The 14512-nt window shown below is 66.5% G+C and carries 12 protein-coding genes; 7 read left to right on the top strand and 5 right to left on the bottom strand.

The genetic code is table 11. The annotated features are described in order from the left end of the window. From NED98_RS17135 to NED98_RS17145, 3 genes are all read left to right on the top strand, one after another. Positions 1-476: hypothetical protein (locus NED98_RS17135; protein ID WP_265313826.1), on the top strand; the 476-nt coding region annotated here is incomplete at its 5' end. A gap of 229 nt (positions 477-705) precedes the next feature. Then, positions 706-1110, top strand: a complete 405-nt coding sequence (locus NED98_RS17140; RefSeq protein WP_265271997.1) for a glycine zipper 2TM domain-containing protein — start codon at positions 706-708, stop codon at positions 1108-1110. A gap of 35 nt (positions 1111-1145) precedes the next feature. Further along, entirely contained in the window at positions 1146-1508 is a 363-nt protein-coding gene (locus tag NED98_RS17145) for a hypothetical protein (protein ID WP_179513316.1), read from the top strand. A gap of 35 nt (positions 1509-1543) precedes the next feature. Here the strand turns inward: NED98_RS17145 and NED98_RS17150 are convergent, their stop codons facing one another. Next, positions 1544-3736, bottom strand: a complete 2193-nt coding sequence (locus NED98_RS17150; RefSeq protein ID WP_265313827.1) for a TonB-dependent receptor — start codon at positions 3734-3736, stop codon at positions 1544-1546. A 76-nt stretch (positions 3737-3812) separates the two neighbouring features. Further along, the gene (locus NED98_RS17155; protein WP_179513318.1) at positions 3813-4103 is read right to left on the bottom strand and encodes a putative quinol monooxygenase; all 291 of its coding nucleotides are present in this window, start codon (positions 4101-4103) and stop codon (positions 3813-3815) included. A gap of 98 nt (positions 4104-4201) precedes the next feature. On the opposite strand from NED98_RS17155, the gene NED98_RS17160 reads away from it, so the two are divergent. Further along, a complete protein-coding gene (locus NED98_RS17160; RefSeq protein ID WP_265272003.1) occupies positions 4202-4669 on the top strand; it encodes a MarR family winged helix-turn-helix transcriptional regulator in 468 nt (155 codons plus the stop codon). Positions 4670-4779: 110 nt separating this feature from the next. Here NED98_RS17160 and NED98_RS17165 read toward each other — a convergent pair whose 3' ends face one another. Both NED98_RS17165 and NED98_RS17170 read right to left on the bottom strand, forming a co-directional pair. After that, the gene (locus NED98_RS17165) at positions 4780-5772 is read right to left on the bottom strand and encodes an ABC transporter substrate-binding protein (RefSeq protein WP_265313829.1); all 993 of its coding nucleotides are present in this window, start codon (positions 5770-5772) and stop codon (positions 4780-4782) included. Then, complete coding sequence (locus tag NED98_RS17170; protein ID WP_265313830.1) at positions 5769-6941, bottom strand: Gfo/Idh/MocA family protein; 1173 nt, start codon at positions 6939-6941, stop codon at positions 5769-5771. Before NED98_RS17170 ends, NED98_RS17165 begins: the two co-directional genes overlap by 4 nt. 96 nt (positions 6942-7037) lie before the next feature. On the opposite strand from NED98_RS17170, the gene NED98_RS17175 reads away from it, so the two are divergent. Then, positions 7038-8327 carry a Rieske 2Fe-2S domain-containing protein gene (locus NED98_RS17175; protein ID WP_265313831.1) on the top strand — a complete coding sequence of 430 codons (1290 nt, stop codon included), beginning with the start codon at positions 7038-7040 and terminating at the stop codon, positions 8325-8327. A 122-nt stretch (positions 8328-8449) separates the two neighbouring features. Here NED98_RS17175 and NED98_RS17180 read toward each other — a convergent pair whose 3' ends face one another. Continuing rightward, complete coding sequence (locus NED98_RS17180; protein WP_265313832.1) at positions 8450-9856, bottom strand: amidase; 1407 nt, start codon at positions 9854-9856, stop codon at positions 8450-8452. Positions 9857-10144: 288 nt separating this feature from the next. On the opposite strand from NED98_RS17180, the gene NED98_RS17185 reads away from it, so the two are divergent. Both NED98_RS17185 and NED98_RS17190 read left to right on the top strand, forming a co-directional pair. Next, the gene (locus NED98_RS17185) at positions 10145-11461 is read left to right on the top strand and encodes a metal-dependent hydrolase family protein (RefSeq protein ID WP_265313833.1); all 1317 of its coding nucleotides are present in this window, start codon (positions 10145-10147) and stop codon (positions 11459-11461) included. Between the two features lie 51 nt (positions 11462-11512). Next, positions 11513-14434 carry a M14 family zinc carboxypeptidase gene (locus NED98_RS17190; protein ID WP_265313834.1) on the top strand — a complete coding sequence of 974 codons (2922 nt, stop codon included), beginning with the start codon at positions 11513-11515 and terminating at the stop codon, positions 14432-14434. Positions 14435-14512 lie beyond the last annotated feature (78 nt).

Genomic DNA, 14512 nt, shown 5'->3' on the forward strand with positions numbered 1-14512 from the left:
GGAAGGCGCGCGCGGCGAAGGCGGCGGCGGCCCCGCGCCCCGCGCCGCGCCGCTGGATGGCGCCCGGCGCGATCGCGGCGAGCCTGCTCGTCGGGGTGCTCGTCGGGCACGGCTATGTCGGGGGTGGTGGTGCCGGCGGTGCGCGCGACGCGCTCGCGCTGCCCGCGCCGACCGTCGCCGCGCTCGACCGGCAATTGTCGGGCGACGCGGGCGCGGTGCGCGTGGCGATGACCTTCCGCGACCGCGACGGCAGCCTGTGCCGCGGCTTCACCGCTTCGGGGATGGCGAGCGTCGCGTGTCGCGCGGATGGCGGCTGGCGGCTGCGTTACGCCGTGCCTGCCGCGACGCAAGGCGGCGATTACCGTCAGGCGGGGGGCGATGCGGCGCAGATGGCGTTCATCCAGTCGATCATCGCCGGCGACCCGCTCGATCGCGCCGCGGAGACCAAGGCGCGCGCGGATCGCTGGGGTAAATAGCACCGGCGGCGGCGCGCCCTCGCTCCGTTCGCCCTGAGCTTGTCGAAGGGCTGTCCTGTCTTTCTGCAGAAGAAAAGTGCAGGGCTTCGACAAGCTCAGCCCGAACGGTGGAGGGGTGCGCCGAACCCGTATATCTGGCGGCCGTGCCTGTCGTGTGGATGGCGCAATCGTTCAGCCGCGGCTCACTTTTCCGATGGCACCTCCCACGCCAAATCCGAGGGAGGTAGTAATGTTGCGTAAGAAATTGACCCCCATTCTCGCGGCGATCACCGTGATGACCGGCGTGGCGGCGACCCCTGCGCTGGCGCAGGACGGCGGCTATCGCTCGGCCGGTCTGTTCGTCGATCGCGGCGACGGTTTCGAGCGCGCCGCCGACCCTTATGGCTATCAGCGCAACGGTGCCCGGTTCGAGGACGTCCGCTATCGCCGCTACGGCTATCGCCACCGTGAATATTCGCGTCGTCGCTGCGGCGGGACGACCGGGGCGATCATCGGCGGCGTCGCCGGCGGCCTGCTCGGGCGCGAGATCGGGCGCGGCGGGCGCTGGAACGAGCCGAGCACGACCGGGCTGATCATCGGCGCCGGCGCGGGCGCACTTGCCGGCCGCGCGATCGAGCGCGAGAATTGCCGCTGAATCGTGATCTTGCCGGGAGCGACAGGAGACCAACAATGACGAAGCGTTCGTCCGTTATTGCCCGCGCGTCGATCGCCGCCGCCGGATTGTCGCTGGCGCTGGCCGGTTGCGCCGCCTCGCGCGAGCGGATTTCGCTGACCTTGCAGGATTACGGGCTCGATCAGCGCCGCGCCGATTGCGCCAGCGATTTCCTCCACGGCCATCTCAGCGATCGTCAGCTCGACCGGCTGTCGCGCGCGGCGGTGCAGCACCGCGACGGCTATCGCCGCGGGCCGATGACCTTCGGCGATCTGCTGCGCATCTCCGCCGCGCTGGGCGATGCGAATATCCCGCTCAGCGTCGGCGCGGCGGCGGTCGCCTGCGGCGTTGCGGGCGATATGCCGTTGCCGCGGTTTTGAATTGATCTCCCCTCCCTTCCCGGGAGGGGAGCAATTCACATATCGAACGCCAGCGTCACGCCATAGGTGCGCGGCGGGGCATAGGGCACCAACGTCTGCTGATACGGCCCGAAGTAAGTGACATAGGTCGGCACCAGCGCGTCGGTGAGATTCTTGCCCCACACCGAGAGCTCCCACGCCTTGCCGGGTGCGCGCAGCGACACCCGCGCGTCGAGATTCTCATGCGCCGGCCACAATTGTTGCGGGATGTTCGACGCCTCGAAATAGGCGTCGCCGACCCAGGCATAATCGACCCGTGCCTTGGCCGACCAGTCGCCGAGCGGCAGCTCATATTGCGCGCCGACGTTGAACTTGTTCCTCGGCGAGCGCGGTAGCTGGTTGCCGGTGTAATTCTGCCCGGGGATCGAATAAGCGGTGAACTTGGCGTCGAGATAGGAATAGCTGCCGTCGAGCTGGAACCCGGCGAACGGCCGGGCGACCGCCTCCACCTCCACGCCCTGCAGCCGCGCCTTGGCGGCGTTGCTCACCACCACGCAGCACAAGGGGATGAGCTGCGAGACCTGCAGATCCTTATAATCGGTGCGGAACAGCGCGAGGTTGAAGGTCAGCTTGCGATCGAACCATTGCGTCTTGGCGCCGGCCTCATAGCCCCAGGCGAATTCGGGATCGTACGGCGTGGCGGCGCCCGCGGCGGTGCCCGACAGCCCCTGGAATCCGCCGCTCTTATAGCCGCGCGCGACCGAGCCGTAGAGCATCACGTCCGGTGTCACCTTCCAGTTGAGCGCGAAGCGCGGGGTGAACGCCTTCCAGCTCTTGGCGCCGTGGACGTCATAGCCGGCGAGCGAACCCAGCGGCGGCGGCAAGCCGGGGCCGCTGACCTTATAGCCGGCGAACTCGCCTTCCTTATGCTCCCACGTCATCCGCGCGCCGACGGTGGCGGTGAGGGTCGGGAGGATGTCATAATCGACCTGCCCGAACAAAGCGAAGCTGCGCGCGCGGGCATATTGCGGATAGATCGCGGTGCCGCTGATCGCCGGGGTGGCGAAATCCTGGATCTGCCCCTCGATTCGGTTATTGTGCTCACGCAGATAATAGATGCCGGTCTGGCCGTGGAGCTTGTTGCCGAAGGCGTTGAACGCCAGCCGCAGTTCCTGGCTCAGCTGATTATCCCACTCATGCCCGAAATCGGTCGATTCGATCTGGTTGGGCGGGTTGACCGGGTTGCTGAAGAACGGGGTCAGGAAACGGAAATCAACCTTGCGCACCGCGGTGACCGAGGTGAGTTTGCCGAGCGGCGTATCGTAATTGATCTCCGCGCTATAGGTTTGGATGAAGCGCTTGATATAGCCGTCGGTATAAGCGTTGACGGTGCGCGGATCGGGGTTGATCCCGGCGCAATGCACCCCGCCGGCAAAGGCGGTGTTGCAATTGTTGTGGCGCGGATTGCCGAGCTGGTTCTGATCGGCCCAGTCGGCGCGCAGCACGATATCGAGCGCGTCGGTGGGGACGAAGCGCAGCGCGACGCGCCCGGTGGTCAGATTCTCGTTGTTGACGCGATTGCCGGTGGTCTCGTTATATTCGAAGCCGTCGCGCTGCTTGTGCGAGAAGCCGACCGATAGGAAGGTCGTGTCGGTGATCGGCATATTGCCATAGGCCAGGATGCTGTAGCGGTTGTAATTGCCGTAGCCGCCCTCGATGTGGAAGGAAGGGTCGGCCGAGGGCCGCCGGCTGACGAACTGGACCAGCCCGCCGATCGCATTCTTGCCGAACAACGTGCCCTGCGGCCCGCGCAGCACCTCGACGCGTTCGAGATCGAGCGAATCGAGATCGGGAATCCCGCCGCGCCCGGCGTAGACCCCGTCGACGAACACCACCACCGAGGCGTCGCCGCCAGCATTCTGGCTGATCCCGGAGGCGCTGCCGATCCCGCGCATCGAGAAATTCTGGTTGATCGGATCGACCTGGCCGATGCTGAGCCCGGGGGTGCGGGTGGCGATATCCTGGACGGATTCGATATTGTTGCTCTTGAGCTGATCGGCGCCGAACGCGGTGACGGCGACCGGCACGTCCTGTAGCCGCTGCTCGCGGCGCTGCGCGGTGACGATGATGTCGCCCGCCGCCTGCGCCTCCGCCGGGGCGGCGGGGGGCGCCTCCTGCGCCTGCGCGGTGAGTGGCACCAGCGCGTTCGACACGATCGCCCATCGCCGCAATGTGGCTGCGTTCATCATCCTTCCCCTCCGTCTTTGCGGTTTTATTAGTTTGCTAACTAGTATCGTCTTTTCGGGGGCGGAGGCAAGCTGCTGATTAGTCGTCGACGCGGAAGCGCGCGCCGCTCGGCCAGCCGTCCATATGTGGCTGGACGCGCGCGAGCAGGTCAGCGCCATAAGGCGCGTTGCGGTGGAGATCATATGCCGCCTGCGAGGCATAGACTTCGACCAGCGAGATCTTGTGCGCGTCATCCTCGGCGACGAAGATGTCACAGCGCAGATCGGGCTCGCGCTCGCGCACGAAGGCGACATTGTCGCGCAGCGCCTGCAGCAATGCCTCGGCCTTGCCGGGAAGCGCGGTGAACGCCGCGATCATGCCGATTTTCATGCTGTCATCCTCTCTTGGCCTATAATCTTGTCCTTAGGCTGCTAAGATACTTGCTGTCGATTGGCCAGCGCCCGGCGCGCAACGGGCGGGAGGTTCCCTTGGGCACGAACATGCATCCGGTCGCTTTCTACGCCGAGACGTCGAACAGCATCGGCTATCTCACGCGAATGGCGTTCCGCGCCTTCACCCGCTCGCTCGAGCGGCGGACGCTGCCCTATGGCGTGACCGCGGGGCAGTGGCGCTTCCTCCGCGCGCTCTGGGCGGAGGACGGGGTGACCCAGCGCGAGCTCAGCCGCCGCGCCGGGCTCAACGAGCCGGCGGCGGTGGCGGCGATCAACGGGATGGAAAAGAAGGGGCTGGTGCGCCGCGAACAAAGCCGCACCGATCGCCGGCGCGTCCATATCCACCTGACGCAAAAGGCGCGCGCGCTGGAGCCGCAGCTCCTGCCGCATGTCGCCGCGGTCAACGAACTGGCGGTGCGCGATATGTCGCCCGAGCGGGTGGCGCTGCTGCGCGAACTGCTTGCGCAGGTGACGCGCAATCTGGCGGATGATCTGCCGGAATAGGGCGAGGCTTTAGGTCACCCGTTCGCCCTAAGCTTGTCGAAGGGCTGCCCTTCTTCGGAAGAAAGCGCAGGGCTCCGACAGGCTCAGCCCGAACGGGGTTAACGACACCGTCAAATCCTGAACTCCGCGAACGTCTCCGGCGCGAACATCTCCTCGATCGTCAGCCGCCGCGGCGACAGGCCCTGTTCGTGGTGGTAGCGCGTGAAGGTCTCGATCACCTGCCGGTTGCGCTCGATGCCATACGGCCACCAGTCCGCGCCCATCGTCGCGATCGTGTCTTCCACCGCGGCGATCTGCCACGGCAGCATCGTCTTCAGCGAGGCGGAGACGCGCAACTGGTCGTAGCTCAGCCGCTGCGCCGCGACGAAGGCGGTATAGAGTGACCGCGCGATCCAGCGGTGCCGCTCGTAGATTTCGCGGCGGATCGCGACGACGTGCATGATCGGGAAAATCCCGGTGTGCGCATAATAGGCTTTCTCGATCGGCACGAAATCGGGGAACAGCCGCGCGACCTTGTCGGGCTCGCTGTAGAAGGTTGACGGCGCGCGCGCGGTGTGGAGCGCGTCGATCTCGCCGTCCGCCAGCATCCGCGCGAGCGTCTGGGTCGGGCCGATCGCCTCGACCCTGAACCGCGGCGGCAGATCGAGCTTCAATTTTTCCTCGCGCCCTGGCTCCTCCTCGCCGCCGGTGACATAGGTGACCGAAGCGGGGTCGATGCCATATTCGTCGCTGAGGATGCCGCGGATCCACACCGGCGCGGTCATCTGATATTCGGGCACCCCGACGCGCTTGCCGACGAGGTCGCTCGGCGTCTCGATCCCGCTCGCCTTCGACACGAAGATGCACGAATGGCGGAAGAAGCGCGACGGGAATACCGGGATCGCGACGAACGGCGGGTCGTCGCGCCCCAATGTCACGCAATAGGAAGAGAGCGAGAGCTCGGCGACGTCGAACTCGCGGTGGCGCAGCATGCGGAAGAAGGTTTCCTCCACGTCGAGCGCCTGGAAATTGAGGTCGATCCCGTCGGGGCGCACCCGTCCGGTCTGCAGCGCCTCGGTACGGTCGTAATTCCAGCAGGCAAAGGAAAGGGGAAGGCGGCTCATAGGGCAATCTGCTCCAGCGCGTCGTGGATGATCGTGGCGGGGAAGATATCGGTCCCGCGGCGGCTCGATTCGATCAACGCGGCGCAGGCGGCCATCGTTTCGAGCCCCCAGCGCCCGTCGTGGATCGGCGCGCTCGTGCGGTGGATCGCGGCGACGAATTCGTCGATCACGGCGCGGCGCGGCACCGCGGGGGGATCGAGCGGGTGCCATTCGTGCGCATGATCGGCGTAGAGCGCGAGGCCGGTCGGGGTCAGCCGGATGTCGGCGCGCTCGCAGCTCGCCAGCACGAACCCGAAATGCTCGTGGTGCGGCGCGGGCGGCGGCGGCGCGCCATTGCCATAGGTGCGTGCGAGCTTCGCCGTCGCTTCGTCCCGCGCCAGCGTGCGCCGCGCGTCGGCATGTGCCGTTGGTGCCTTGATGCGCCCGAGTTCGCCGATCCAGCCGGTCAGTTCGTCGCTGTCGTAATGCGCATAGCCGCTATAGGTCAGCGACGCCGCCGCGCCGTGCTCGAACGCCAGCAGCGCGGTATAGGCGCCGTCGCTCGGGCGCGTTTCGTCCCAATTGCCGGCGACCGCGCGGACCGTGCGGATCGGTTGCCCCGCGAGCCGCCGCACGACATCGATCTGATGCGCGCCCTGGCTGAATATCACCCCGCCGCCGCGCGCCGCATCGAGCTCCTCCGGGCGGCGCGGGCGATAGACGAAATCGGTGAAGTTGAAGGTCAGGATCTGGCGCAGCGCGCCATGATCGCCCGAGGCGATCAGAGCGGCGGCGGCGCACACCGGCGCATCGAACCCGTGGCTCGGCCCGACCACCAGCACGCGATCGAAGCGGCGCGCCGCCTCCGCCATCGCCGCGCAATCGGCGACGGTGACCGCCATCGGCTTTTCGACCAGCACATGCTTGCCCGCCTTGATCGCGGCGATCGCCTGCGCGGCATGATGTTCGTGCGGCGAGGCGATATAGAGCGCATCGATATCCGGCGCGCCGAGCATCGCCGCCAGGGTCGGAAAGGCGGGGGCGTCGAACTCCTGCGCGAAACGTTCGCGCGCCTCGGCACGCGGATCGAATGCCCCCGCCAGCAAGATCCGCTCGTCGCCCGTCAGCGCGGGCAAGGTGAGCATGAAGCCGCGCCCCAGCCCGACCACCCCCAGCCTGATCCTGTCCATCGCGCCCTCTCCCCGCCTTGAACCAAATAATACTTCGATATAAAAGTATTTTCAATGGAGCGCGGATTTCCGCGGGATTCGAAGGGGAACGAGAGGATGACGCCGGAACAGAACGACCTGTTGTGCCGAGTCGAGGGCGCGGCGCCGATGGGCCGGCTGATGCGCCAGCACTGGCTGCCGGCGTGTATGATCGAGGAGGTCGCCGCGCCCGATTGCACGCCGCTGCGGGTGCGGCTGCTCGGCGAGAATATCGTGGTGTTCCGAGACAGCGACGGGAGGGTCGGCGCGCTCGAAGAGCAATGCCCGCACCGCCGCGCCTCGCTCGCTTTCGGGCGCAACGAGGAATGCGGGCTGCGCTGCCTCTATCACGGCTGGAAGTTCGACGTGGAGGGCAATGCGGTCGACATGTCGTCCGAGCCGATCGACGCCGCCTTGCGCCAGACGATGAAGGCCAGGGCCTATCCGGTCCACGAGGCGGGCGGGTTCGTGTGGGTGTGGATGGGCGATCCAGGGGCAGTCACCCCGTTCGATCCGCCCAATTGGGCCAAGGCGCCGGCCGACAAGATCAGCATCGTCAAGATGCATGCCGCGTGCAACTGGGCGCAGGTGCTCGAAGGATCGATCGATTCGGCGCATAGTTCGAGCCTGCATTCGACCAACATGCCGACCGCGAGCGTGGCGGGCTCGACCGCGACCGACAGCGCGTGGCTGCGCCCCTCGGCCGACAAAGCGCCGCGGCTCGAGGTGCAGAAGACCCCGTTCGGCTTCCGCTATGTCGCGATCCGCACCCCGATCGTCGATGCGGACAAGCAGGATTATGTGCGGATGACGTTGTTCGTCGCGCCGTTCACCGTCCACATCCCGTCGACCGACCAATATCATCTCAGCCAGATGCTGGTGCCGATCGATGACGTGAACACGATGTTCTACTGGATCGCCTGGCACCCGGAGAAAGGCATCGCGCAGGATGCGTGGCGGCGCTTCTGCGGGGCGGAGATCGGCAAGGATGTCGAGCCGTTGACCTTCCGCAAGCGCCGCAACGCCGACAATGATTATCTCCAGGATCGCGCCGCGATGAAGGCGGGGGATTTCACCGGCATCTACGGCATTCCGACGCAGGATATGGCGATGTGGGAATCGATGGGGCCGATCGCCGATCGCAGCGAGGATCGGCTGGGATCGAGCGACAAGGCGATCTTCACCTTCCGCACCCAGATGTATCGCGCGGCGCAGGCGGTGGCGCGCGGCGAACCCGCGATCGGCACCGTCGAACCGCGCGTGCCGGCGGGCGGGCTGATGTCGTTCGAGGGGATGCTCCCCAAGGGCGAGGACTGGCGGCTGCTCAATCTGTCCGACGAGGAAAAGGCGATCGCTCTGGCGTCCTGATACCCTGCTCCCCTCCCTGGTGAAGGGAGGGGCTGGGGGTGGGGGGTATGGCGCGCGCGCGACGCTGCCTCGCGGGCCAACCCACCCCCGACCCTCCCTTGTTCAAGGGAGGGGAGGAGCAGTTAACCGATCGCTGGATGCCGCGTATGCCAGTCGGTCATCGACTGGAATCGATGCGCGGCGCGCAGCAGCGTCGATTCGCTGAAATGCGCGCCGACCAGTTGCGCCGCGCACGGCAGGCCGTCGTCGCTGAACCCGGCGGGAAAGGTGATCGTCGGGTGGCGTGAGATGTTGAACGGCAAGGTATAGAGGAAGAACCGCTCGAACGCCTCGCCCCCGGCGAGCAACGTCGCTTCGAGCACGGCAGCGGGCGGCGCGGGATAGGGCAAGGCCGGCACCAGCAGCAGATCGATACCCTCGAACAGCGCGTTGATCTGCCCGGTATAGCGATCCGCCGCATTCATCGCCGCCGCGACATCGCGCGCTTCGAGTTCGGTCGCCGAGGCGAGCATCGCCGCCAGCCCTGGGCCGTAAGAGGCGGCATGCGTGGGGAAGGTTTCGCGATGCGCATCGGCGACCCCCGCGGTGAGGATCGCGCCGAACGCCGCGGTATGGGTTGCCGGCAGCGTAACCGCGCGGAGCCGAGCGCCCGCCGCGACGAGCATGTCTGCGGTGTGGCGCAGGGCCGTGATCACCGGAGGATCGCATTCGCGCTCGATGCGATCCCAGTCGACGCCGATCGTCAGCCCGTCGATACCCTCGTCCAGCGCGCGCCGATAATCGGGCACCGGCGCGGGTGCCGCGGTGGGGTCGTGCGGATCGGCACCCGCGATCGCGCCGAGCATCGCCGCGGCATCCGCTGCGCTGCGCGCCATCGGGCCGATCGTGTCGAGCGCCTCGACCAGCGGCCACACGCCGTCGCGGCTCACCCGGCCCCATGTGGTCTTGACGCCGGTGACCCCGTTGAACGCCGAGGGAATGCGCACCGACCCGCCGGTATCCGATCCCAGCGCGGCGACGCACAGCCGTGCGGCGACCGCGACCCCCGACCCGCTCGATGAAAAGCCCGACGAATGCCCTGCGCGCCACGGGTTGACCGGCGCGGGGACATGCGGGTGGTGGAGGATCGTTGCCCCCTCGGTCATCGACAGCTTGCCGAGGATCACCGCGCCGGCGCGACGCAGCCGGGCGACGATCGTCGCGTCGCGCGTGGCCTTGTGGTCGGCGCGGAACGGCATGCCGGCGAGCGTCGGCGCGTCGGCGATGTCGATCAGGTCCTTGATCGCGACCGGGATGCCGTGGAGCGCGCCGCGATCGAGCCCCGCCGCGATTTCGCGGTCGGCGCATTCGGCGTCAGCGAGCGCGTCGTCGCGCATCACCCGCGCATAGCTGCGGAGGCCGGGGTCGAGGCGGTCGATGCGATCGAGAAACGCCAGCGTCAGATCGCGCGATGTGAGTTCGCCGCGGCGCAATTGCGCGCCGAATGTGGCGACCCCGCCGCGCAGGCATATGTCATCCGGTGCGGCCATCCTGCTCTCCCTTATCGTCCGGCCGTTCTTGGGGCCGAGAGAAACTTAGTATTCTATTGGTCGCCGATCGCGCAACCGTGCGATACCGCGCTCCCTTTTGCGCAACCCGTTCAATAGCCGATTTTTCTTGGCAGCGGGCACGGCGTTGTCGTGCCGTTTGACATCGTCACGCGGGAAGGTAATTAGATAACAAAACATAGTAACAAATGAAATTCGGGGGCGTGCCGCGCGGGTGTCCGGCCCCGGCGTAGGGTCGAGATTCCGACGTAAATTCAGGGGGAGAACTGCATGAAAGCGCGTGTTGCCTATCGTTGCGCCGCCGCGGCGTTGACGATCGCCGCGGGTCTCGGCGCCGGTGTCGCTCAGGCGAAGGATGTCGTGATCCATGCCGGGCATCTGATCGACGGCGTGTCGGCCAAGCCGCTCGACAAGATGTCGATCCTGATCCGCGACGATCGTATCACCGGGGTGCAGAATGGGTTCGTGACGCCCGCCGGGGCCGAGGTGATCGACCTTTCCGACGCGACCGTGCTTCCCGGGCTGATCGAAAGCCACGATCATATCTCCAGCACCGGCGATCGCCGCCCGCTCGCGCGCTTCTTCGATACCGAGGGCGATTCGGTGATCAACGCGGTGGTCAATGCCCGGACCGAATTGGGTTGGGGCTTCACCACGGTGCGCGACATGGGGTCGGGGCTGTACGAAGGCCCGGCGCTGCAGCGCGCGATCGCCGCGAACAAAGTGGTCGGCCCGCGGCTGTGGACCGCGATGCAGCCGCTCGGCGCGACTGGCGGGCATTCGGATCGCAACAACGGGCTGCGCCCCGGGCTCGACATGCCCGACAGCGAATCCGGCATCGTCAACGGCCCCGAATCCGCCGCCGAGCAGGTGCGGCTGCACCGCCGGCGCGGCGCCAATGTCATCAAGCTGATGCCCTCGGGCGGGGTCGGCTCGATCGGCGACGATCCCAATGTCATGACGATGACCGACGCCGAGATGAAGGCCGCGGTCGAGACCGCGCACAGCCTTGATCTCAAGGTCGGCGCGCACGCCCACGGCAAGAAGGCGATCGATCATGCGATCCTCGCCGGGGTCGATTCGATCGAGCACGGCACCTATTCGGATGCCGAAAGCTATAAGTTGATGAAGGAGCACGGCACCTTCCTCGTGCCGACCTTGCTGGTCGCGGACGAAATCTATCAGGTCGCGGTCAATCATCCCGAGCTGTTGCCGCCGACCGTGGCGGACAAGGCCAAGGCGGTGACCCCGACGATGATCGGCAACGCCGGCCGCGCCTATCGCGCCGGGGTGAAGATCGCGTTCGGCACCGATCAGTCGGCGAGCTCGCGCCGCGAGAAGGCGGAGGAATTCGCGCTGCTGGTCAAGGCCGGGCTGCCGCCGATGGAGGCGATCTTCACCGCCACCCGCAACGCCGCCGAGCTGATCGGCGCGCCCAATGACATCGGCTCGGTCCAGCCCGGGCGCTATGCCGATATCATCGCGGTGAAGGGCGATCCGCTGGCCGACATCACCGAGCTGCAGCGCGTGCGGTTCGTGATGAAGGGCGGCGAAGTGTTCAAGCGTGACGGGCAGATGCCGCGCTGAGCCGCGGCATCCACCCGATTTCCTCCCCCAGGTTCCGATAGGATCATAGACATGCGCACGCCGAGGATCGTCACCTTCGCCCTGCTCGCGAGCACCGCCGCGGTGCCCACCGTCGCCACCGCACAGGCGGCGCCCGCCGCCGATACGCCGGCCGCCGTCCAGCGGCAGGACGAGGAATATGGCCGGCTGATCAACGAATATCTGGTCGACAAGCGCTTCACCACCGAGCTGGTCGATCATATGCCCGCGTCGGACACCGTGCCGTCGCCGCTCAAATTCTTCGGGCGGATTCCGGGCAAGCCCGGCGAGCTCGAATATTCGGGCGATATCGCACGCTATTACAAGGAACTGGCGCGTACCTCGCCGCGCGTCAAATTCTGGACGGTGGGCAAATCGGAGGAAGGCCGCGATATCGTCGTGATCGCGATCGCCGACGAGGAGACGCTCAAGAATCTCGACATGAACAAGGCGGCGCTCGCCGCGCTCGGGGATTCGCGGCGCACCAGCGAGGCCGAGGCGCGCAAGCTGATCAAGACCGCCAAGCCGCTCTACTGGATCACCAGCGGCATCCACTCGCCCGAAACCGGCGGGCCGCAGATGCTGATCGAGCTGGCCTATCGCCTCGCGGTGGAGGAGACCCCCTTCATCCAGAAAATCCGCAACAATATGGTGACCTTCATCACCCCCGTCCTCGAAGTCGACGGGCGCGACAAGATGGTCGACACTTATTATTACGGCAAGAAGACCGGCAATCCCCGCCCACCGATGATGTATTGGGGCAAATATGTCGCGCACGACAATAACCGCGACGGCATGGGGCAATATCTTAAGCTCACCCAGGCGCTGACCAAGGGCACGCTCGAATGGCACCCGACGGTGCTCCACGATCTGCACGAGGCGCAATCCTATCTGTACGTCTCGACCGGGACGGGGCCGTACAATCCCTCGCTCGATCCGATCGCCAGCAACGAATGGTGGCTGCTGGCCGAGACCGAAGTGATGGAGATGACCAAGCGCAACGTGCCCGGGGTGTTCACCTACGGTTTCTACGACGGCTGGGTGCCCAACTACCTGTTCTGGATCGCGGTGACCCACAACAGCTTCGGGCGCTTCTACGAAGTGCAGAGCTATGGCCCCGATATCCAGAAGGGGCTCAAGCTGCCGCCGTCGGTGACGAGCCGCGAATGGTTCCGCCCCAATCCGCCGCTGCCGACGATCGACTGGGGGCCGCGCAACAACACCAATATCCAGGAATCGGCGATCCTGTTCGCGCTCAACAAGGTGGCGACCGATCGCGAGACCTATCTCGAGAATTATTGGATCAAGAACAAGAATGCGGTCGATATCGGGCGCACCGGCGACATCAACGCCTGGGTGATCCCAGCCGCGCAGACCGCCAAGCTCAACGTCGTCGATATGGTCAACGGGCTGCGCCAGCAGGGCGTTGAGATCAGCGTCGCGGGGGCGCCGTTCACCGCCGGCGGGGTCAATGTCGCGGCGGGCGATTATGTCATCCGCGCCGACCAGCCGTATCGCACGCTCGTCGACATGTATCTCGGCGTGCAGAATTATCCCGTCGCCAACCCGCGTCCCTATGACGATACCGGCTGGACGATGCAGTATCTGCGCAACCTGACGGTCAAGACGGTCAAGGATCCGGGGGTGTTCAACCAGCCGCTGACCTTGCTGGCGGACGATGTGCGGCCCAAGGGCGTGGTGTCGGGCAGCGGCCCGGTGATCCTCGTCAACCACAGCGGCGACAACGAACTGGTCTCGTTCCGCTTCCGCCTCGCCAGGACGAAGATGCTCGCGGCCGAGGCGCCGTTCGAGGCCGGCGGGCGCAAATATGCCGCGGGCACCTTCATCCTCCCCGCGGCGAACCGCGCCGAGGTGGAGAAGGTCGTCGCCGATCTCGGGCTGTCGGCCGAGGCGGTCGGCGCGGTCCCGTCGGTGGCGAGCCACCCGCTCAGCGTGCCGCGGATCGGCTACATGCACTCCTGGCTGCGCACCCAGGACGAGGGCTGGTGGCGCGCGGCGTTCGATCATTACGGGATTCCGTACACCTATTTCGCCGACATCAAGGCGCGGGCGGGCGGGCTGCGCGCCAAATATGACGTGATCGTCTATCCCAACGTCGGCTCGTCGGCGCAGGATCAGGTGGTCGGGGTGGCGATGAACGGCACCAAGCCGATCCCGTACAAGAAAAGCGCGCTGACCCCGAACCTCGGCACGCTCGATTCGGCCGACGATATCCGCGGCGGATTGGGCGCCGACGGGCTCGCCGAACTGAAGAAGTTCGTCGAGCAGGGCGGGACGCTGATCGGCGACGGATCGACCGTCGAGATGCTCGCGCAATATGGCATCGCCGCCGGGGTGAGCGTCGCCGAGACGCCCAAGCTCTATACCAAGGGCGCGGTGATGCGCGGGGTGTTCAAGGACAAGGCCAGCCCGCTCGCTTACGGTTATGCCGGGGGCGAGATGCCGGTCTATTTCTCGCAGACGCCGGTGCTCAAGGTCGGCGGCGCGGGGCGCGGGATGGCCTATTTCGATCCCAATGCGCCGGGCAGCAACATCGCGCAAAAGGTGACCCCGAACGAGACCCCGGCGCATATCTCGCCGTGGGAGCCGGAGCAGGCGAAGGCGGCCAAGCCCGCCAATGCCGATGTGCCCAATTCGCCGTTCGGCTCCGCACTGCCGGTGTCGCGGACGGGCGGCGCCGAGCCGACCCAGCACCCGCGCGTCGTGATGTCCTTCCCGGCCAAGGCCGACGATATCCTGCTCAGCGGGATGCTCAGCGGCGGCGAGGCGTTGCAGAACAATGCGCTGCTGGTCGATGTGCCGCAGGGCAAGGGGCATATGGTGCTCTATGCGCTGCGGCCCTTCTGGCGCTGGCAGACGCAGGGGAGCTATTTCCTCGGCTTCAACGCGATCATCAACTGGGATCATCTCGACGCCGGCAAGTCGGCGCAATGATCGCGGGGCGCTGACGCTCCGTTACATCGTCATGCCGGACTTGATCCGGCATCCAGAGTGACGGGCGATTGTGCTTGT

Source organism: Sphingomonas lycopersici, from assembly GCF_026130605.1.
GTDB classification, from domain to species: Bacteria; Pseudomonadota; Alphaproteobacteria; order Sphingomonadales; family Sphingomonadaceae; genus Sphingomonas; species Sphingomonas lycopersici.

Coding starts and splice junctions, on each gene's coding strand:
- NED98_RS17175 (WP_265313831.1), top strand. CDS start 7,038: ATGACGCCGGAACAGAACGACCTGTTGTGCCGAGTCGAGGGCGCGGCG.
- NED98_RS17165 (WP_265313829.1), bottom strand. CDS start 5,772: ATGAGCCGCCTTCCCCTTTCCTTTGCCTGCTGGAATTACGACCGTACC.
- NED98_RS17190 (WP_265313834.1), top strand. CDS start 11,513: ATGCGCACGCCGAGGATCGTCACCTTCGCCCTGCTCGCGAGCACCGCC.
- NED98_RS17170 (WP_265313830.1), bottom strand. CDS start 6,941: ATGGACAGGATCAGGCTGGGGGTGGTCGGGCTGGGGCGCGGCTTCATG.
- NED98_RS17180 (WP_265313832.1), bottom strand. CDS start 9,856: ATGGCCGCACCGGATGACATATGCCTGCGCGGCGGGGTCGCCACATTC.
- NED98_RS17140 (WP_265271997.1), top strand. CDS start 706: ATGTTGCGTAAGAAATTGACCCCCATTCTCGCGGCGATCACCGTGATG.
- NED98_RS17150 (WP_265313827.1), bottom strand. CDS start 3,736: ATGATGAACGCAGCCACATTGCGGCGATGGGCGATCGTGTCGAACGCG.
- NED98_RS17145 (WP_179513316.1), top strand. CDS start 1,146: ATGACGAAGCGTTCGTCCGTTATTGCCCGCGCGTCGATCGCCGCCGCC.
- NED98_RS17185 (WP_265313833.1), top strand. CDS start 10,145: ATGAAAGCGCGTGTTGCCTATCGTTGCGCCGCCGCGGCGTTGACGATC.
- NED98_RS17155 (WP_179513318.1), bottom strand. CDS start 4,103: ATGAAAATCGGCATGATCGCGGCGTTCACCGCGCTTCCCGGCAAGGCC.